The 16,544-nt window shown below is 71.2% G+C and carries 20 protein-coding genes; 13 read left to right on the forward strand and 7 right to left on the reverse strand.

Going from position 1 to position 16,544, the window contains the following annotated elements:
- The first annotated feature begins 3 nt into the window (after positions 1-3).
- On the forward strand, positions 4-1,440 hold the full coding sequence (locus ACZ561_RS15830; protein WP_470994787.1) for an aldehyde dehydrogenase family protein: 1,437 nt from the start codon (positions 4-6) through the stop codon (positions 1,438-1,440).
- Entirely contained in the window at positions 1,433-2,317 is an 885-nt protein-coding gene (locus ACZ561_RS15835; protein WP_470994789.1) for an aldehyde dehydrogenase family protein, read from the forward strand. Before ACZ561_RS15830 ends, ACZ561_RS15835 begins: the two co-directional genes overlap by 8 nt.
- A gap of 41 nt (positions 2,318-2,358) precedes the next feature.
- Here the strand turns inward: ACZ561_RS15835 and ACZ561_RS15840 are convergent, their stop codons facing one another.
- Positions 2,359-2,580 (reverse strand): hypothetical protein, encoded by a 222-nt coding sequence (locus ACZ561_RS15840; RefSeq protein ID WP_470994792.1) that lies wholly within the window; start codon positions 2,578-2,580, stop codon positions 2,359-2,361.
- Positions 2,581-2,697: 117 nt separating this feature from the next.
- Positions 2,698-3,090, reverse strand: coding sequence for a hypothetical protein (locus tag ACZ561_RS15845; RefSeq protein ID WP_470994795.1), 393 nt, complete (start codon positions 3,088-3,090; stop codon positions 2,698-2,700).
- A gap of 54 nt (positions 3,091-3,144) precedes the next feature.
- On the opposite strand from ACZ561_RS15845, the gene ACZ561_RS15850 reads away from it, so the two are divergent.
- A complete protein-coding gene (locus ACZ561_RS15850) occupies positions 3,145-3,843 on the forward strand; it encodes a uridine kinase family protein (protein ID WP_470994797.1) in 699 nt (232 codons plus the stop codon).
- A gap of 119 nt (positions 3,844-3,962) precedes the next feature.
- Here ACZ561_RS15850 and ACZ561_RS15855 read toward each other — a convergent pair whose 3' ends face one another.
- Positions 3,963-4,688 carry a SigE family RNA polymerase sigma factor gene (locus tag ACZ561_RS15855; protein ID WP_329116813.1) on the reverse strand — a complete coding sequence of 242 codons (726 nt, stop codon included), beginning with the start codon at positions 4,686-4,688 and terminating at the stop codon, positions 3,963-3,965.
- Positions 4,689-4,847: 159 nt separating this feature from the next.
- Between ACZ561_RS15855 and afsQ1 the strand changes: the two genes are divergently transcribed.
- The 5 genes from afsQ1 to ACZ561_RS15880 all read left to right on the forward strand — a co-directional run bounded on the left by afsQ1 (position 4,848) and on the right by ACZ561_RS15880 (position 8,709).
- Complete coding sequence (afsQ1, locus tag ACZ561_RS15860) at positions 4,848-5,525, forward strand: two-component system response regulator AfsQ1 (protein WP_175439295.1); 678 nt, start codon at positions 4,848-4,850, stop codon at positions 5,523-5,525.
- 8 nt (positions 5,526-5,533) lie between these two features.
- Positions 5,534-7,042 (forward strand): ATP-binding protein, encoded by a 1,509-nt coding sequence (locus ACZ561_RS15865; protein ID WP_470995860.1) that lies wholly within the window; start codon positions 5,534-5,536, stop codon positions 7,040-7,042.
- Positions 7,039-7,653, forward strand: a complete 615-nt coding sequence (locus tag ACZ561_RS15870) for a hypothetical protein (RefSeq protein WP_470994802.1) — start codon at positions 7,039-7,041, stop codon at positions 7,651-7,653. Before ACZ561_RS15865 ends, ACZ561_RS15870 begins: the two co-directional genes overlap by 4 nt.
- A 213-nt stretch (positions 7,654-7,866) precedes the next feature.
- On the forward strand, positions 7,867-8,415 hold the full coding sequence (locus tag ACZ561_RS15875; protein ID WP_470994805.1) for a VanZ family protein: 549 nt from the start codon (positions 7,867-7,869) through the stop codon (positions 8,413-8,415).
- 93 nt (positions 8,416-8,508) lie between these two features.
- Positions 8,509-8,709, forward strand: a complete 201-nt coding sequence (locus tag ACZ561_RS15880; RefSeq protein WP_329116821.1) for a PspC domain-containing protein — start codon at positions 8,509-8,511, stop codon at positions 8,707-8,709.
- Between the two features lie 82 nt (positions 8,710-8,791).
- Here the strand turns inward: ACZ561_RS15880 and ACZ561_RS15885 are convergent, their stop codons facing one another.
- Positions 8,792-9,160, reverse strand: coding sequence for a hypothetical protein (locus ACZ561_RS15885; RefSeq protein WP_470994808.1), 369 nt, complete (start codon positions 9,158-9,160; stop codon positions 8,792-8,794).
- Between the two features lie 185 nt (positions 9,161-9,345).
- Positions 9,346-10,500, reverse strand: coding sequence for an adenosine deaminase (locus tag ACZ561_RS15890; RefSeq protein WP_376432834.1), 1,155 nt, complete (start codon positions 10,498-10,500; stop codon positions 9,346-9,348).
- Positions 10,501-10,615: 115 nt separating this feature from the next.
- Between ACZ561_RS15890 and ACZ561_RS15895 the strand changes: the two genes are divergently transcribed.
- Positions 10,616-11,392 (forward strand): alpha/beta hydrolase, encoded by a 777-nt coding sequence (locus ACZ561_RS15895; protein WP_376432836.1) that lies wholly within the window; start codon positions 10,616-10,618, stop codon positions 11,390-11,392.
- Between the two features lie 3 nt (positions 11,393-11,395).
- On the opposite strand, the gene ACZ561_RS15900 is transcribed toward ACZ561_RS15895, so the two are convergent.
- Entirely contained in the window at positions 11,396-12,349 is a 954-nt protein-coding gene (locus ACZ561_RS15900; protein ID WP_470994812.1) for a LysR family transcriptional regulator, read from the reverse strand.
- Positions 12,350-12,411: 62 nt separating this feature from the next.
- Here ACZ561_RS15900 and ACZ561_RS15905 point away from each other — a divergent pair, with 62 nt between their 5' ends.
- From ACZ561_RS15905 to ACZ561_RS15915, 3 genes are all read left to right on the forward strand, one after another.
- The gene (locus ACZ561_RS15905; protein ID WP_470994814.1) at positions 12,412-13,686 is read left to right on the forward strand and encodes an MFS transporter; all 1,275 of its coding nucleotides are present in this window, start codon (positions 12,412-12,414) and stop codon (positions 13,684-13,686) included.
- Positions 13,687-13,811: 125 nt separating this feature from the next.
- Positions 13,812-14,459: a L,D-transpeptidase family protein gene (locus ACZ561_RS15910; protein ID WP_470995862.1), complete on the forward strand. Its 648-nt coding sequence runs from the start codon at positions 13,812-13,814 to the stop codon at positions 14,457-14,459.
- A gap of 82 nt (positions 14,460-14,541) precedes the next feature.
- Entirely contained in the window at positions 14,542-15,516 is a 975-nt protein-coding gene (locus ACZ561_RS15915; RefSeq protein ID WP_470994817.1) for a sigma-70 family RNA polymerase sigma factor, read from the forward strand.
- Positions 15,517-15,528: 12 nt separating this feature from the next.
- On the opposite strand, the gene ACZ561_RS15920 is transcribed toward ACZ561_RS15915, so the two are convergent.
- Positions 15,529-15,801 carry an STAS domain-containing protein gene (locus ACZ561_RS15920; RefSeq protein WP_470994820.1) on the reverse strand — a complete coding sequence of 91 codons (273 nt, stop codon included), beginning with the start codon at positions 15,799-15,801 and terminating at the stop codon, positions 15,529-15,531.
- Between the two features lie 55 nt (positions 15,802-15,856).
- On the opposite strand from ACZ561_RS15920, the gene ACZ561_RS15925 reads away from it, so the two are divergent.
- Positions 15,857-16,504, forward strand: coding sequence for an HAD family hydrolase (locus ACZ561_RS15925; RefSeq protein WP_470994823.1), 648 nt, complete (start codon positions 15,857-15,859; stop codon positions 16,502-16,504).
- Positions 16,505-16,544: the final 40 nt, after the last annotated feature.

The following is a 16,544-nucleotide window of genomic DNA, read 5'->3' on the forward strand; positions in this document are numbered from 1 at the left end:
ATCATGGCATCTGTATTCGAGTACGCACCGGCGCCCGAGTCCCGGTCCGTCGTCGACATCGCTCCCTCGTACGGCCTGTTCATCGACGGCGAGTTCGTCGACGCCGCCGACGGCAAGGTCTTCAAGACCGTCTCCCCCGCCACCGAGGAGGTCCTCGCCGAGGTCGCCCAGGCGGGCGCGGAGGACGTCGACCGCGCGGTGAAGGCTGCCCGCAAGGCCTTCGAGAAGTGGTCGGCGCTGCCCGGCTCCGAGCGCGCCAAGTACCTCTTCCGCATCGCCCGGATCATCCAGGAGCGCAGCCGCGAGCTGGCCGTCCTGGAGACCCTGGACAACGGAAAGCCGATCAAGGAGACCCGCGACGCGGACCTCCCGCTGGTCGCCGCGCACTTCTTCTACTACGCGGGCTGGGCCGACAAGCTCGACCACGCGGGCTACGGCGCGAACCCGCGCCCGCTCGGCGTGGCCGGCCAGGTCATCCCGTGGAACTTCCCGCTGCTCATGCTGGCGTGGAAGATCGCCCCGGCGCTCGCGACCGGCAACACGGTCGTCCTGAAGCCCGCCGAGACGACCCCGCTCTCCGCCCTGTTCTTCGCGGACATCTGCCGCCAGGCCGGGCTGCCGAAGGGTGTCGTCAACATCCTTCCCGGTTACGGGGAGACGGGCGCCGCTCTGGTCGAGCACCCCGACGTGAACAAGGTCGCCTTCACCGGCTCGACCGCGGTCGGCAAGTCCATCGCGCGCTCGATCGCCGGCACGCACAAGAAGGTCACCCTGGAGCTGGGCGGCAAGGGCGCCAACATCGTCTTCGACGACGCGCCCATCGACCAGGCCGTCGAGGGCATCGTCAACGGCATCTTCTTCAACCAGGGCCAGGTCTGCTGCGCGGGCTCGCGTCTCCTGGTCCAGGAGTCGGTCCAGGACGAGCTGCTCGACAGCCTGAAGCGGCGGCTCTCCACCCTCCGCCTCGGCGACCCGCTCGACAAGAACACGGACATCGGCGCCATCAACTCGGCCGAGCAGCTGTCCCGTATCCACGCGCTGGTGGAGAAGGGCGAGTCGGAGGGCGCCGAGCGCTGGTCCCCGGCCTGCGAGCTGCCGTCCGCCGGCTACTGGTTCGCCCCGACGCTCTTCACGAACGTCACGCAGGCGCACACCGTCGCCCGCGACGAGATCTTCGGCCCGGTCCTGTCCGTGCTGACCTTCCGTACGCCGGACGAGGCGGTCGCCAAGGCCAACAACAGCCAGTACGGCCTGTCGGCCGGCATCTGGACGGAGAAGGGCTCGCGGATCCTCGCCGTGGCCAACAAGCTCCGGGCCGGTGTCGTCTGGGCCAACACGTTCAACAAGTTCGACCCGACCTCGCCCTTCGGCGGCTACAAGGAGTCGGGCTTCGGCCGCGAGGGCGGTCGCCACGGCCTGGAGGCGTACCTCGATGTCTGACCGTCTTTCCGTCTTCAAGACCTACAAGCTGTACGTGGGCGGGAAGTTCCCGCGTTCCGAGAGCGGCCGGGTGTACGAAGTGCAGGACAGCAAGGGCAAGTGGCTGGCCAACGCTCCCCTCTCCTCCCGCAAGGACGCCCGTGACGCGGTCGTCGCCGCGCGCAAGGCGTTCGGCGGCTGGTCGGGCGCGACGGCGTACAACCGCGGCCAGATCCTCTACCGCATCGCCGAGATGCTGGAGGGCCGCCGGGACCAGTTCGTGGCCGAGGTGGCGGACGCGGAGGGCCTGTCGAAGTCCAAGGCGGCCGCGGTCGTCGACGCGGCCGTCGACCGCTGGGTCTGGTACGCGGGCTGGACCGACAAGATCGCCCAGATCGTGGGCGGGGCGAACCCGGTGGCGGGCCCGTACTTCAACCTGTCGACGCCGGAGCCGACGGGCGTCGTGACGGTCGTGGCCCCGCAGGACTCGTCCTTCCTCGGCCTGATCTCCGTCATCGCCCCGGTGATCGCGACGGGCAACACGGTCGTGGTGATCGCCTCGGAGAAGGCGCCGCTGCCGGCCCTGTCCCTGGGCGAGGTGCTGGCCACCTCCGACCTGCCGGGCGGTGTCGTCAACATCCTGTCCGGCAAGGCCTCGGAGATGGGCCCGCACCTGGCGGCCCACCAGGACGTCAACGCGATCGACCTGACGGGCGCGGACGCGGATCTGGCCCGCGAGCTGGAGATCGCGGCGGCGGACAACCTCAAGCGCGTCCTGCGCCCGCGCGCGGTGGACTTCACGGAGTCCCCGGGCACGGACCGCCTGACGGCCTTCCTGGAGACGAAGACCGTCTGGCACCCGACGGGTTCGCTCGGCGCGAGCGGCTCGGCGTACTAGCACCATGACGAACGGCCCCCGGGGTACCCCGGGGCCGTTCGTCATGCCCGCCCGTCAAGCCCGGCCGCGCTCCACCAGCCCCGCCACCCCGTCCAGGACGTACTCCAGGCCGTCTCGAACTGCCACGCCGCGTCGTCCTTGCGCGTGGCGCCCCGCGTGTAGCGCCGGAACGTCGGGTATCTCCCCGTCTCCATCGGGTACGAGATCTGCGGCGCGAGCGCCCGCCGTGTCTCGTCGGGGCTCACCCAGCCCTGTTCCCGCATGTACTGCGCGTACGGGAGATCCCTCTCCCCGCACCCCAGGGGGCGTCGGGGGGGACCTCCGGCGGACCGCGCCGGGAGCCGCTCCCGACACGGTTTCCGAGGCGGCCCCCGACACCGCTACGTCGCCGGAAGCACCCCCGTCACCTCACCGACCAGCGGCAGATCGTCCAGCCCCCCGCCCTTCGTGACGTGGTCCGTCACCAGGTTGGTGCCTACGGGCTTGAAGTCGGCGACCTGGGTGCCGACCCCGTTGTCCAGCGGGTCGACGCCGGTGTTCGCCAGCGGGTCGAGCTGGAGGCTCGTCAGCGGGCCGACGGCGTGGCCGGTGGCCCCGAGGGCCGCGACCGCGTCGCTGCCGACGAGCGAGTCGACCGGCAGCGGCAGCGGAGCAGCCGCCTGAGCGCCCCCGGCGCCCAGGCCGAGCACCGCCGCCCCGGCGGCCGTCGCGGTCAGCCCGGCCTTCAGCAGGGCGCCGCGGCGGGAGGTCCTGGATTCCTTGTGACGCGCCATGAGAGTCCTTCAGCGTTGGGTAATCGCGGAGCCACCGAGCGTAGTTGAGGTGTGATGCTCGATACCAACCCTCGCCCTCGGGGGTCCCCTGCCCGGGGGAATGCTTCACACTGGTGTCCCGTGAGTTCCCTACCGATCCCGACACGTGTCGTCCTGCTCGCGGGCCCCTCGGGCTCCGGCAAGTCGTCCCTCGCCGCCGTCACCGGCCTCCCGGTCCTGCGCCTCGACGACTTCTACAAGGAGGCCGACGACCCGACGCTCCCGCTGGTCGCGGGCAGCGCCGACATCGACTGGGACTCCCCGCGATCCTGGGACGCCGACGCCGCCGTCGAGGCGATCGCGGAACTGTGCCGTACGGGCCGTACGGACGTCCCCGTGTACGACCTCGCCACCAGCTCGCGCGTGGACCGCGAAGCCCTCGACATAGGCCGGACGCCGCTGTTCGTCGCGGAGGGGATCTTCGCCGCGGACATCGTGGAGCGCTGCCAGGACCTCGGCGTCCTCGCCGACGCGCTGTGTCTGCGCGGCCGCCCCTCGACGACGTTCCGCCGCCGGCTCCTCCGGGACCTCAAGGAGGGCCGCAAGTCGGTGCCGTTCCTGCTGCGCCGCGGCTGGCGCCTGATGCGCTCCGAGCGCTCCATCGTGGCCCGCCAGACGGAGCTGGGCGCCCACCCCTGCGCCAAGGACGAGGCCCTGGGCCGCCTGGCGGCGGCAGCGGCCGGCCGTCACCGGACACCGGCGGCACGTTCGTAACGACGGTCGGGACAACGAGAAACGCGGGTCGTACAAGCCCCCCCGGCTTGTCCGACCCGCGCTGTTTCCCCCGTACCCCCGTACGTCCCCCGTGTTTCCCCCGTTGCCCCCCGCTGCCTTCAGGCCACCAGCTCGCCGAAGGACTCCTCCTCGTCACGGCCGAAGCTCAGGACCTCGTCCTCGCGCAGCCGGCGCAGGGAGCGCCAGATGCTCGACTTCACCGTGCCGACACTGATGTCCAGGATCTCCGCGATCTCCGGATCCGTACGGCCCTCGTAGTAGCGCAGCACCAGCATCGTGCGCTGGAGCTCGGGCAGCCGGGCCAGGGCCTGCCACAGCACCGCCCGCAGCTCGGTCCCCCGCATCGCGTCCGTGTCGCCCGCCGTCTCCGGCAGCTCCTCGGTGGGGTACTCGTTGAGCTTGCGCCGGCGCCAGGCGCTGATGTGCAGATTCGTCATGGTGCGGCGCAGATAGCCGCCCACCGCCGCCTTGTCACTGATCCGGTCCCAGGCGCGGTACGTCGAGAACAGCGCGCTCTGGAGCAGGTCCTCCGCCTCGAAACGGTCACCGGTCAGGTGGTAGGCGGTGGCGTACAGGGAGGCGCGACGCTCCTGGACGTAGGCGGTGAACTCCGCCTCCGACAGAGACTGCCGCTCCCCCGTGACCTCCCCGTACGCCGCTCCCCCGTCAGCCACGGCGACCATGTACGGCGCCTTGTGCTGACGCCCGACGCTGCGAACGCACCCCCGCCCGTTCACCGCGCCGGACTTCTCCGGGCTCCGCACGACGACATCGTGGAGACGCGTGACTACTGCGCTCGAGGTGGTGCTGTGCAGTGCGTTCATCTCGCGCCCCCCGTCGGTTGGAGTGGGTTTCTGTCCGTGTGCCAAGAAGCTTGCCCGGCCCAGTTCATCGCGGTGTCCGCCGACTGTCACAGCCGTGTCACAGGGGCCGATGCCGCCGCACAGTCGAACTCCGATGGCTCATGGGACAGAATGGCGTCCGTGCCTTTCCTGTTGCTGATCGAGGACGACGACGCCATCCGCACGGCCCTCGAGCTCTCCCTGTCACGCCAGGGCCACCGAGTGGCCACCGCGGCGACGGGCGAGGACGGCCTGAAACTGCTCCGCGAGCAGCGTCCGGACCTGGTCGTCCTGGACGTCATGCTGCCCGGGATCGACGGCTTCGAGGTGTGCCGGCGCATCCGGCGCACCGACCAGCTGCCGATCATCCTGCTGACCGCGCGAAGCGACGACATCGATGTGGTCGTCGGCCTGGAGTCCGGAGCGGACGACTACGTCGTCAAGCCGGTCCAGGGGCGGGTCCTCGACGCCCGGATCCGGGCCGTACTGCGGCGCGGGGAGCGGGAGTCCACGGACTCGGCGACGTTCGGCTCGCTCGTCATCGACCGTTCGGCGATGACGGTGACGAAGAACGGGGAGGATCTCCAGCTCACGCCGACCGAGCTGCGCCTGCTCCTGGAGCTGAGCCGGCGGCCCGGACAGGCCCTGTCGCGCCAGCAGTTGCTGCGCCTGGTCTGGGAGCACGACTACCTGGGCGATTCGCGTCTGGTCGACGCCTGCGTCCAGCGGCTGCGTGCCAAGGTGGAGGACGTACCGTCCTCGCCGACCCTGATCCGTACCGTGCGCGGCGTCGGCTACCGACTGGACGTCCCTGCGTGAGAAGAGGGATGTTCGCGGGGCTGCGCTTCACCAGCCTGCGGCTGCGGCTGGTCGTCGTCTTCGCCCTCGTGGCGCTGACGGCCGCCGTCTCCGCCTCCGGGATCGCGTACTGGCTGAATCGTGAGGCGGTCCTGACCCGCACCCAGGACGGCGCGCTGAACGACTTCCGGCAGGAGATGCAGAACCGGGCGGCGACGCTGCCGCTGCAGCCCACCGAGGAGGACCTGCGGCGCACGGCCGAGCAGATGGCGGGCGGCAGCTCGGGCTACAGCGTGCTGCTGCTCGGGGAGCGGGCGGCGGGCAAGCCGATCATCGGGGCCTCGAACCCGGACACCTTCACGCTGGCCGACGTACCGGACGCGCTGCGGGACCAGGTGGAGACCGAGCAGCCCCTCACGGACGGCAACGCCTTTCCGTACCACCTGTTCTGGCAGCGCACACAGCGTGGTCAGACGCCGTACCTGGTCGGCGGGGCGAAGGTCGACGGCGGCGGGCCCACCGGCTACATGTTCAAGTCGCTGGACGCCGAGCGGGCGGACCTGAACTCGCTGGCCTGGTCCCTGGGGATCGCGACCGCGCTCGCGCTGGTCGGCTCCGCGCTGCTCGCACAGGCTGCCGCCACGACCGTCCTGCGACCGGTGCACCGGCTCGGCGAGGCGGCCCGGCAACTGGGCGAGGGGAAGCTCGACACCCGGCTGCGGGTCTCGGGCACGGACGAACTGGCCGATCTGTCACGGACGTTCAACGGCGCCGCGGAGTCCCTGCAGAAGAAGGTCGACGACATGAGCGCACGGGAGGAGTCCAGTCGGCGCTTCGTCGCGGACATGTCCCACGAACTGCGCACCCCCTTGACCGCGCTGACCGCCGTCACCGAGGTCCTGGAGGACGAGCAGGACTCCCTCGACCCGATGATCGCGCCGGCCGTGGCGCTTGTGGTCAGCGAGACGCGGCGGCTGAACGACCTGGTGGAGAACCTGATGGAGGTGACCCGCTTCGACGCGGGCACCGCGCGGCTCGTCCTCGACGACGTCGACGTGGCCGACCAGGTCACCGCGTGCATCGACGCCCGGGCCTGGCTCGACGCCGTGGAACTGGATGCCGAGCGCGGGATCGTGGCGCGGCTCGACCCGCGCCGGCTCGACGTGATCCTGGCGAACCTCATCGGCAACGCGCTCAAGCACGGCGGATCGCCGGTGCGGGTCGCGATCCGTACGGAGGACGGGGAGCTGGTGATCGAGGTACGGGACCACGGTCCGGGCATCCCGGAGGAGGTCCTGCCGCATGTCTTCGACCGCTTCTACAAGGCGAGCGCGTCCCGGCCGCGCTCGGAGGGCAGCGGTCTGGGTCTGTCGATCGCCATGGAGAACGCGCTGATCCACGGCGGTTCGATCACCGCCGCGAACTCACCGGACGGTGACGGCGCCGTGTTCGTCCTGCGCCTTCCGCAGGACGCCGATGCCGACGCGGACGCCGACGCGACCGACGGCGGCGAGCAGGGCGAGGTGGAGGAGAGTTGAGCCGTCTTCGCCGTACGGGAGTCCTGGCGGCGGCCGTCGTGGCCGTCGCGCTCGCCTCCGGATGCGGGATCAGGACGACATCGGTGCCCGTCGACGCGGGGCCGGCGCCTTCACGGGTGCCGTGCAGCGTGTCGGGCGACGAGGTCGCCACGCAGTCCACGGGGATTCCGGTCCAGGTCTTCCTGCTGTGCGGTTCGCAGCTGGAGGCGGTGGACCGCAGGTCGCCGTGGCCCGAGGAGAAGGCCGACGGGGACCCGGTGCGGACCGCGTCGACGCTGCTCACGCAGCTGCTCAGCGAGCCGTCGGACAGCGAGCGGGAGGCCGGGTTCTCCACGGCGGTGAAGGGGCCGCTGGTCGTCACCGGCGGCCACAAGGGCGATCCCACGGACACGCTGCGGCTGAGCAGGCAGCCGGAGGACCTGACGCCGACGGCCCTCGCGCAGATCGTCTGCACCTTCGCCCGGAGCTCGGCAGGCGCGGGCGGGGACACGGTGGTTCTCGGCGGGCCCGGCGGCTATCCGCCGCACCGCTACCGGTGCACCCCCGACTTGAGGGAACGCCCCGAGTCGGCCGCCCCGACGGTGGCGGCGCCGGAGCCGTCGGCGTCCTGAGGCGAGCCGCCGCGGAGGCTCCGGGCCTCCCGGGCCGAGCCGCCACGAAGGCTCCGGACTTCCCGGGCCGAGCCGCCACGAAGGCTCCGGGCCTCCCGGGCCGAGCCTCTCTCGTCTCCTGAAGTGAGCCGTCGCGTGGGCGGCGGAACCGATTCCGGCACGGGGCGCGTCTTGGGGGGCGTGCAGCGTCAAGGTTCGGGCGGCAATGCCGCCATGGTCGTACGCGTGGCGGGGTTCGCCTTCCTCCTCGCGCATCTGCTCCTCGTCGCCTGGGTGACACTCCGCCCACGCGACGTGGCCTGGGTGACCGCGCCGAACCTGACCCCCCTCGCCGGGATCAAGGCGGATCTGGCGCTCGGCCCGGCCGAGGCGGCCCGGCGGATCGGCGAGGGACTGCTGCTCCTGGCCCCGCTCGGTGTCCTGCTCCCGATGGCGGACGGACGGCTCCATGTGTCGCCGCTGGCCTCCCTGGCCCGTACCGTCGCCGCCGGAGCGCTGATCTCCCTCGCCGTCGAACTGCTCCAGACCGCCGTGCCGGGGCAGGTCGTGGACGTGGACTCACTGCTTCTGAACACCGCCGGGGTGGCGGTGGCCCATCTGCTCGTGGTGCCGGCGGGCCGGGCGCGGCTGCGTCGCAGGAGGGACCCCCGGGCGGGCCGGTCCCCCTCCGGGACCAGGCGGAACCGGGGTTCGGCCCTGCTGCGGGATGAGGGTTCTCAGGGGGCTACCCCGACGATTCCCAGGGTCGGGATCGCCCCGTAGACCGACGCTTTGTCCCCCCGTCCGGCGCGAGTATGGAGTCATCGGGAGCCCGACGGAGCGGCTCCCGGGAGATACCTCTCGAAGGAGCCCACCATGGCCGCACTTGCCCGCCCCCGTGACGGACGCATGATCGGCGGAGTGTGCGCAGCGCTGGCACGGCGCTTCGGCACCTCGGCCACCACCATGCGGGTCATCTTCCTCGTCTCGTGCCTGCTGCCCGGTCCGCAGTTCCTGCTGTACCTGGCGCTGTGGCTGCTGCTTCCGGAGGAGAAGTCGGCGAGCACGGCCTGGTAGGGGCACGGGAAGCACAGACGCCGATGGGGCGCGTACCCGGTCCGGGTGCGCGCCCCATCGGCGTGTGGGGTGGTGTGGGTGATCAGCCGATCGGCAGGCCGTTCAGCGGCAGGCCGTTCAGCGGCAGGCCGCCGAGCAGGCCACCGACCGGGGTGTTGCCGAGCGCGCCGGTGGCGCCGTCGAGCGGGGCGTGCTCGATGGCCTGGCCGGCAGCGGCCGGGAGGGTCTTGGCGCCCTCGCCGAGGGCGGCCTGGCCGCCCAGGAGGGACTCGCCGGCGCCGTCGGGGAGCTCGGTGAGGCCGTCGCCCAGCGGCACGGTCTGGGTGACCAGGCCGAGCGCGTCGGGGGCGGCGGGCAGCGGCGATGCGGCGGCGGCCGTGCCGGCGGCGGCAGCGGCGAAAGCGGCACCGAGAGCGGCGACACCGAGCGTCTTGGCGGCAGACTGCTTCATCAGAGAATCATCCTTGAGGATCTTGGGGATCTTGGAGCTTCGGGAAAAGCAGGATCTTGCGGGGACTGCAGAGCGGCTTTGCGAACCAGCCATTCACATGACACTCGACAAACACCGAAATGCGACCGGAGGTCACGCCTCCGGTCGCCCCGACTCCTCGTCCGGAGCCCTCCCTCGACCCGTCCTCACTCCGCCTGAGCGGAAGAACCACTGGTCGCAGCGGTCTGCTGGAACAGCCATTCGGACTTCAACTCGGCATATCCGGGCTTGATCACGTCATTGATCATCGCGAGGCGTTCATCGAAAGGAATGAACGCTGATTTCATCGCATTGACCGAGAACCACGCCATGTCGTCGAGCGTGTATCCGAACGCCTCGACCAGCAGCTCGAATTCCCGGCTCATGCTCGTCCCGCTCATGAGGCGGTTGTCGGTGTTGACGGTCGCCCGGAAGTGCAGCTTGCGGAGCAGACCGATGGGGTGCTCCGCGATGGAGTCCGCGGCTCCGGTCTGAAGGTTGGAGGTCGGGCACATCTCCAGCGGGATCCGCTTGTCCCGTACGTACGCGGCGAGCCGGCCGAGCGCCACCGAGCCGTCCTCGGCGACCTCGATGTCGTCGATGATGCGGACGCCGTGCCCCAGCCGGTCGGCGCCGCACCACTGCAGGGCCTGCCAGATGGACGGCAGGCCGAAGGCCTCACCGGCGTGGATGGTGAAGTGGTTGTTCTCGCGCTTCAGATACTCGAAGGCGTCGAGGTGCCGGGTGGGCGGGTAACCGGCCTCGGCTCCCGCGATGTCGAAGCCGACGACACCGGAGTCGCGGTAGCGGTTGGCGAGTTCGGCGATCTCCAGGGCGCGGGCGGCGTGCCGCATGGCGGTGAGCAGGGCGCCGACGCGGATGCGGTGGCCGCCGGCCCTGGCCCGCCGCTCGCCTTCACGGAAGCCCTCGTTGACGGCCTCGACGACCTCCTCCAGGGTGAGCCCGGCCTCCAGATGCTGCTCGGGGGCGTAGCGCACCTCGGCGTAGACGACCCCGTCCTCGGCGAGGTCGACCGCGCACTCGGCGGCGACCCTGAAGAGGGCATCGCGGGTCTGCATGACGGCGCAGGTGTGCGCGAAGGTCTCCAGATACCGCTCCAGCGAGCCGGAGTCGGCGGCCTCACGGAACCAGATGCCGAGCTTGTCGGGTTCGGTCTCGGGGAGGTTGTCGTAGCCCTGCTCGAGGGCGAGGTCGATGATCGTGCCGGGGCGCAGTCCGCCGTCGAGGTGATCGTGGAGGAGCACCTTCGGGGCGCGGCGGATCTGGTCCGCGGTGGGGACGTTGGGGATCTGGCTCGTCATTGCCGCACTCTAGCCCCTACGCGCGTAGAGCGCCCCTCCTCAACTCGCTTGTCGATACGTAACAGTGACCGCACGTACGGATGGCGTACACCTCGGCTTCTGAGACTGTTCTGCCATGGCGCACTCCGCACTCGTAGGGACTGCCGGCAGCCGGACACCCCGGCTCGGACGGCCCGTCGGCGCATCGCACCCCGGTTCGGCGGTGGGCGGTGTGGTCCTGCTTCTCCCGGACGGGGAGGTGACCTCCGCGCGGGGGGCCTCGGTGCGGGCCCATGCGGCGCTGCTGCCGCTGGGGCGGCGACTGGCCGCGGCGGGGCGCGCGGACGGTCTCGTGGTGCACGTGGTGCGCTATCGGGGGCGCGGCTGGAACGGTACGGACGCCCAGTTGGCCGGGGACGCGTCCTGGGCGGTGGCGGAGGCGGTACGGCGCTACGGCGACGTCCCGGTCTGTCTCGCGGGCCACGGGATGGGCGCGCGAGCCGCGCTGCGGGCGGCCGGGCACACGGCGGTCGACGCGGTGCTCGCGCTGGCGCCCTGGCTGCCGGAGGACGACGTGGCGGCGGAGCCGGAGCCGGTGCGCCAGCTGGTGGGGCGCCGGGTGCTGATCGCGCACGGCACGAACGACGCCCGGACGGATCCGGAGCTGTCGTACCGGCTCGCGGAGCGGGCGAAGAAGTCGAACCGCGACACCTGCCGCTTCGAGGTGCACTCGGACGGCCATGCGCTGCGCCAGTACCACGACGAAATCCGGGCCCTGGCCGCGGACTTCGTCCTCGGCTCGCTCTTCACCCACCCCTATGCCCGCCCGGTCGCCGACGCTCTGGCGGCCCCGCCTCCGCTCGGTCTGCGGATGCCCCTGGCGGCGGGCTTCGGCCGCGGGCCGCGCCGGTAGGGGTCACTCCGGCAGCAGGCTGCCCCGTTTGCTCAGCAGGAACTTCTTGAAGGCCGCCACCGGCGCCGTGTCCGGGTGGCCGTCGAGCCAGGCGACGCCGATCTCGCGGACGGCGCGCGGGGCCGTCACCGTGAGTTCGACGACGCCGGGACGCGGAACGGCCGGTGGCGGCAGCAGGGCGACACCCAGGCCGGCCGCGACCAGGCCGCGCAGGGTCTCGGCCTCCTCTCCCTCGAAGGCGACGCGCGGAGTGAACCCGGCCTCGGCGCACAGGTCGTCGGTGATGCGGCGCAGCCCGTAGCCGGGCTCCAGGGTCACGAAGGTCTCCTCGGCGGCCTCCGCGAGCCGTACCCGCTTGCGCGAGGCGAGCCGGTGGTCGTCGGGGACCACGAGTCGCAGGCGCTGCTCGTCGATGCGGCGGGCGACCAGATCCGGGGCGTCGGGCACGGGCGAGGTCAGGCACAGGTCCAGGTCCCCGGCCCGCAGCCGCTCGATCATCGCCTCGCCGTAGTTCTGGACGAGGGTGAAGCGGATCCGGGGGTGGTCGACACGGAAGGCGCGGATGAGTCCGGGGACGGTCTCCGAGCCCATGGTGTGCAGGAACCCGAAGGCGACCCGCCCCGCCGCCGGGTCCGCGTCCGCCCGTACGGAGTCGGCCGCCCGTTCCACCTCGGCGAGCGCCCGCTCCGCCGAGGCGTAGAAGGTGCGGCCGGCCGGGGTGAGCGAGACCGTGCGGCCCCTGCGGGCGAAGAGCGCCACCCCGAGGTCCTGTTCCAGCCGGACCAGCGCCCGTGACAGCGTCGACTGCGGCACCCCCATCTCGGCCGCCGCCCTGGTCACATGCTCGTGCCGGGCCACCGCCGCGAAGTACGCGAGCCGAGGCGCGAGCAGCAGCCCCATGTCTTCTTCGTAACTACTCGGTGACAGTCGACCCTGTGACCTGTACTCATGCACCATGGGAACGATTACAGCAGTTCCGTGCATTGGACGCATGAAATGAATCGTCCTACGTTCGAGACATGCCTTCCGCCAGTACCAAGGCGGCCGCCACCAGCACGGCCGCCGACACCCGCCTCACTCCCGGTGCCTCCGGCTACCGCCGCATGAGCTTCGCCCTCTTCGCCGCCGGACTCGCCACCTTCGCCCTCCTCTACTCCACCCAGGCCCTCCTCCCCGCGATCTCGGCGGAGTTCGGCGCCACCGCCTCCGCGGCCTCCTGGACGGTCTCCGCCGCCACCGGCGCGCTCGCCCTTCTCGTCCTCCCGCTGAGCGCCCTCTCCGAGCGCCTCGGACGGCGCACGATGATGACGTGGTCGCTCGCCGTCGCGGTGATCGTCGGACTCCTCGTCCCCTTCGCCCCGAACCTCGAGTGGCTGATCGCCCTGCGCGCGGTCCAGGGCGCGGCGCTCGCGGGTCTGCCCGCCTCCGCCATGGCGTTCCTCGCCGAGGAGGTGCGGCCGAAGGCGCTGGTCGCCGCGATCGGTCTCTTCGTCGCGGGCAACTCGATCGGTGGCATGAGCGGCCGGATCGTCACCGGCTGGGCGTCCCAGATGTGGGGCTGGCGCGCGGGGCTCCTCGCGGTCGGTCTGATGGCGGTGGCCTGCGCGGTCGTGTTCCGTCTGCTGCTCCCCAAGGCCCGTCACTTCACGCCCGGTTCGCTGAACCCGAAGGCACTGGCGAAGACGGTCCGCACCCACCTCGCCGACCCGCTGCTGATGCGCCTGTACGCGATCGGCGCACTGTTCATGACGGTGTTCGGCGCGGTGTACACCGTGATCGGCTACCGCCTGGTCGAGGCCCCGTTCTCGCTCCCGCAGGGCGTGGTCGGCTCGATCTTCCTGGTCTACCTCGTCGGTACGGTCTCCTCGGCCGCCGCCGGGAAGCTGGTCGGCCGCCTCGGCCGGCGCGGGGCGCTCTACCTGGCCGTCGGCACGACCGCGGCGGGCCTGCTGCTCTCGCTCGCCGACAACCTCGCCGCCGTCCTGCTCGGCCTGGTCCTGATCACGGCCGGCTTCTTCGCCGGACACGCGGTCGCCTCCTCCTCGGTGAGCCGTACGGCCAAGACCGGCCGCGCGCAGGCGTCGGCGCTCTACCAGTCCGCGTACTACCTGGGCAGCAGCGCGGGTGGCACGCTCGGCGCGATCGCCTTCCACTCCGGCGGCTGGGCCGGCACGGTCCTCCTCGGCCTGGTCGCGGTCCTTGGCGTCGTGTCGATCACGCTCTACGGCAGCCACAGCGCGCGGGTGGCGGCGCGCGCCGAGGCCCGCTGCCCCCGGCTCCGTACGGCTCACTGAATCCGTCCCGGATCCGTACAACCGGAAGGCTCCCCCGCTCGTCCTAAGTCTTAGGACTCAAGGGGGAGTTGGTGATCATGAACGGTATACGGAAGCGGGCGGGGATCGCCCTCGGCATCACCTCCATGGTGGTGCCGCTGACGGTCGCTCTCGGCGCGGGGACGGCGCAGGCTGCCTCGTGCAACGTGACGACGGGGCCGTACCAGAAGCAGGTGGAGAAGTTCCTGGGGCGGACGGTGGACGGGCGGCAGTCGCTCGCCGACTGCAAGGCGATCCAGGCGTTCCAGCGCACGCACGGCATCACCCCGACGCAGGGGTACGCCGGTCCGCTGACCTGGCGGACGATGTCCACGATGCTGGCGCAGAAGGCGGCCGGGAAGAACCCGAACGCGGCCAAGAAGTGCCCGACCAACAAGGGCCGGATCGCCTGCGTCGACCTGACGCGGCAGCTGACCTGGATCCAGGACGGCGCGAGGCTGAAGTACGGCCCGGTGCCCGTCCGTACGGGCAAGGACGGGACCGAGACCCGTACCGGCCTCAAGAGGATCTACTGGCGCAACATCAACCACTGGTCGACGATCTACCACGTGTCCATGCCGTACTCGCAGTTCTTCGACGGCGGGCAGGCGTTCCACTCCACCACCAAGTCCATGTGGAACCCACCGGGTTCGGGCGGCTGCGTGAACATGCGTCCGGCCGATGCGAAGGCGTACTGGAACCTGCTGAGGAACGGCGACGACGTGTACGTCTACGGACGGAAGCCCGGAACCTGACCCCCACTGTCAGTGGGCTGCGGTAGCTTCCCCTCATCGGCACAGCACCGGTGCCGGTGAGGGGCGAGTGGGGTGGACCTGCATGAGTGACCTGGCGACCGCGGACCGGAACTCCGAACTGGAGAAGTACCGCACGGAACTGACCGGTTACTGCTACCGGATGCTCGGTTCATCGTTCGAGGCCGAGGACGCCGTACAGGACACGATGGTCCGCGCCTGGCGGTCCCTCGACTCCTTCGAGGGGCGCTCGTCGCTCCGCTCCTGGCTGTACCGCATCGCGACCAACGTCTGCCTCGACTCGCTGAACGCGGGCACCAGGCGAGCCCGGCCGATGGATCTGACCGCCGCGACACCGGTCGCGCAGGCACAGCTGAACGCCCGGCCGGAGATCACCTGGCTGGAGCCGGTGCCGGACGGTCGGGTGCTTCCGTCGGTGGCCGACCCGGCGGACACGGCGGTGTCCCGCGAGACCGTACGGCTCGCTTTCGTCGCCGCGCTGCAGCATCTGCCGCCGAAGCAGCGCGCCGTGCTGATCCTGCGCGAGGTGCTGGCCTGGAAGGCGAGCGAGGTCGCGGAGCTGCTCGAGACCACGGTCGCCTCGGTGAACAGCGCCCTCCAGCGGGCGCGCGCCACGATCGCGGAGAACGAGCCGACGGTCTCGGACATCGCCAATCCGTTGGACGAGGAGCAGAAGGAGCTCCTGGAGCGCTATGTCGCCGCCTTCGAGGGGTACGACATGAAGGCGCTGACGGCGCTCCTGCACGAGGACGCGACGATGTCCATGCCGCCGTACGACCTGTGGCTGCGGGGACACGACGACATCGTGGGCTGGATGCTCGGGGTCGGCGAGGTCTGCTCGGGCTCGAAGCTGGTGCCGACCGTGGCGAACGGCTCGCCGGCGTTCGCGCAGTACCACCCGGACCCGGAGGGCGGTTACAGCCCGTGGGCGCTGATCGTCCTGGAGTTGAGGGACGGCAAGGTCGGCGGGATGGACTTCTTCCTGGACACCAAGCGGTGGTTCCCGCTCTTCGACCTGCCGGAGCGGCTGGAGGCGTAGGGCCGAAGCGGCTCACAGCAGCGTGTCCGTGAGGCCGACGAGTCCGAGGAGCAGCCGCAGCTCGGCACCGGCGCCCTGGAACCGGAGCCGGTGCCCGAGGCGCCCGGCGGCGAGCTTCAGCCGGGCCAGGGCGTTCACGGCCGCGAGATCGGCGTGGGTGAGCCCGCCGACGTCACAGACCACGTCGGTGGGCGGCCACCGTTCCAGTACGGCGCACAGCCGGGCGATCTCGTCCGGGGTGGCCCGGGCGGCAAGGGTCAGAACGAGCGGTTGACTGGTGTCCACATCTGGGAGACCCCCGTCACGGCCGGAACTCATCGGAGCGCCTAGGGTGCGGGCCATGACGGAATTGGTGATCTTCGACTGTGACGGCGTCCTCGTGGACAGCGAGCGCATCTACTGCCGGGTGGACCGAGAGGTCTTCGCACTCCTCGGAGCGGAGTTCACCGAGGCCGAGGTCGTCGATCAGTTCGTCGGCTCGTCGACCGAGATGCTCACGGCGATCGTCGAGGAGCGTCTCGGACGCCCCCTGGAGCCGGACTGGCACCGGGCCTACAAGCACCTGTACGACGAGGCCCTGGACGCGGAACTGACGGTGGTCGACGGCGTGACGGACGTACTCGACGCGCTGGACGTGCCCTTCTGCCTGGCGTCGAACGGCAGCCACGCCTCGATCCGCAGGAACCTGACGCGGGTGGGCCTGCTGGACCGCTTCGAGGGCCGGATATTCAGCGCGCGCGACGTCCCACGCGGCAAGCCCGCCCCTGATCTCTTCCTCCACGCGGCGGCCTCCATGGGCGTCCCGCCGGAGCGCTGCGCGGTGGTCGAGGACAGCCCGTACGGGGTCCAGGCGGCCCGCGCCGCGGGGATGCGGGCCTTCGGCTACTGCGGGGGTCTGACTCGGGCGGACCGGCTGACGGGTGCGGAGACGGTGGTCTTCGACGACATGCGCGAACTGCCGGGGCTGCTCGGGGTGCCTGTGGTGTGAGGCGGGGGGAACGTTCCCCGGCGCCGTGACACCGGACGAG

It is taken from the genome of Streptomyces sp. NPDC039609, from assembly GCF_055596705.1.